Annotated in this window: 2 protein-coding genes; both read left to right on the top strand. The window is 60.6% G+C overall.

Translation table 11 applies throughout. The features are described 5' to 3' along the window. Positions 1-846: acetyl-CoA carboxylase carboxyltransferase subunit alpha (locus tag ACIQVE_RS28120; protein ID WP_402814958.1), on the top strand; the 846-nt coding region annotated here is incomplete at its 5' end. Between the two features lie 145 nt (positions 847-991). Continuing rightward, a complete protein-coding gene (gene tilS, locus ACIQVE_RS28115; RefSeq protein ID WP_402814955.1) occupies positions 992-2,320 on the top strand; it encodes a tRNA lysidine(34) synthetase TilS in 1,329 nt (442 codons plus the stop codon). Positions 2,321-2,477 lie beyond the last annotated feature (157 nt).

The following is a 2,477-nucleotide window of genomic DNA, read 5'->3' as shown; positions in this document are numbered from 1 at the left end:
CATGAGATCTCCCGCCTGCAGGACAAAAGCAAAACGCTGACCGAAGACATCTTCGGCAAGCTGACCAGCTGGCAGATCGCGCGTCTGGCGCGTCACCCGAAGCGTCCGTACACCCTGGACTACATCGAACACATCTTCACCGAGTTCGATGAGCTGCACGGTGACCGTCACTTCTCCGACGACGCTGCAATCGTGGGTGGTATCGCCCGTCTGGACGACCAGCCGGTGATGATCATCGGTCACCAGAAGGGCCGCGAAGTACGCGAGAAGGTTCGCCGCAACTTCGGCATGCCGCGTCCAGAAGGCTACCGCAAGGCTTGCCGTCTGATGGAGATGGCCGAGCGTTTCAAAATGCCGATCCTGACCTTCATCGACACCCCGGGCGCCTACCCTGGCATCGACGCTGAAGAGCGCAACCAGAGCGAAGCAATCGCCTGGAACCTGCGTGTCATGTCGCGCCTGAAGACCCCGATCATCGCCACCGTAATCGGTGAGGGTGGTTCCGGCGGTGCACTGGCGATCGGTGTCTGCGATCAGTTGAACATGCTGCAGTACTCGACCTACGCGGTGATCTCGCCGGAAGGTTGTGCCTCGATTCTGTGGAAAACCGCCGAAAAAGCGCCGGATGCCGCTGAAGCGATGGGCATCACCGCCGAGCGTCTGAAAGGCCTGGGCATTGTCGACAAGGTGATTGGCGAGCCATTGGGCGGCGCTCACCGTGATCCGGCAACTGCCGCAGCGTCGATCCGCGCCGAGCTGAGCTCGCAACTGGCGATGCTGAAGAAGTTCGACAACGAAGCGCTGCTCAAGCGCCGTTACGATCGACTGATGAGTTACGGTCTCTAAGTCGACGCTGTCGGCCGATGGTGGAAACCCCTGTGGGAGCGAGCTTGCTCGCGAAAGTGTTGTAACAGTCGACGAATGTGTTGAATGTTAAACCGCCTTCGCGAGCAAGCTCGCTCCCACATTTGCTTTATGCACAGGTACAAAAATGGGTCAGTCCACGAGTGATCTGCCATCGCGGCTTCTGCTGAATCTTGAGCCTTGGCGCAATGCCGCTCATTGGCGCGTGGCTTTCTCCGGTGGCCTCGATTCCACTGTCTTGCTGCACGTGCTCGCCCATCTCGCAAAAACCGAATCTCTCCCTGCGCTAAGCGCCATACATATTCATCACGGCCTTCAGGCTGCGGCGGATGCGTGGCCGGAACATTGCCAGGCTGTCTGCGATGCATTGGGCATTCCATTGCAAGTGGAGCGGGTGAAGGTACAACCGGGCGCGAGTCTGGAGCGGGCGGCGCGGGACGCGCGTTATGCGGTGTTCGGTTCGGTGACGCAGGCCAGCGACGTTTTGCTGACCGGTCAGCACCGCGACGATCAGGCGGAAACCCTGTTGTTTCGTCTGTTGCGCGGTGCCGGGGTGCGCGGGCTTTCGGCAATGCCGGCGCAGCGTCCATTGGGGCAGGGCACGTTGGTTCGGCCTTTGCTCGACGTCACTCGCGGCGAACTTGAAGCCTACGCCCAGGCCCACCAACTGCAATGGATCGAAGACCCGTCAAACGAAGATCGGCAGTTTTCGCGCAATTACCTGCGTCATCAGATCGTGCCGCTGCTGACCGGGCGCTGGCCGCAAGCGCAAGCCAGCATGGCCCGCAGCGCCGCGCATCTGCGTGAAGCGCAAGGTTTGCTTGATGAGCTGGCGCAGATTGATCTGACGCAAGCCAAAGCCTCAACTGATTTCGATTGGTTGGGCGTGCCGTCGCTGGAATTGGCACCCTTGGCGCCGCTGTCCGCCTCCCGCCAGCGAAATGCATTGAGCCACTGGCTCGAACCACTGACGCGGCTGCCTGACACTGACCATTGGTCGGGTTGGGCGGATTTGTGCGATGCCGCCCACGACGCTTCGCCGGTCTGGCGTCTGGCCGATGGCGAGTTGCACCGCAGCGCCGGTCGTCTCTGGTGGCTGAGCGGCGACTGGCTGCGTGCGCCGGTGATCGGCGGCGAGTGGCAGACCCCGGCATCACCGCTACGCTTGCCCGATAACGGGCGCGTCATGCTCAGCGGCCCGACGCCTTGCGGGCCTTTGCGCATTGCGTATCGTCAGGGTGGCGAAGTGATGCATCTGGCCGATCGTGGTCATCGCGATCTCAAGCGGTTGCTCAATGAACGTGCGGTGCCGGCCTTCGTGCGTGGCAGATTGCCGCTGCTGTTTCGCGGTGCAGAATTGCTCGCGGTGGCGAACCTGCCGGGCCTTGATGGCAATCTGCAGGACGGCTGGAAATTGCATTGGCAGCCAACAGACGAAGATCAAGGTTTGAGATGAAAGGGGCATTCCGGTAGACTACGCTCCCTTCTTGATACAACTTCTGTGGATTCGCCTGAATTGCAGGAGTTGCCGATTACCAAGCAGTCTTTGCTGGGCGATTCCAAAAAATGTGTAGCGAGCAACGTACCGGTGTTTCATCTGACGGTCTGTCCCA

Origin of the sequence: Pseudomonas sp. NPDC098747 (assembly GCF_044760045.1) — a bacterium.
Taxonomy (GTDB): Bacteria; Pseudomonadota; Gammaproteobacteria; order Pseudomonadales; family Pseudomonadaceae; genus Aquipseudomonas.
This window is presented reverse-complemented; position numbering and strand designations above follow the sequence as displayed.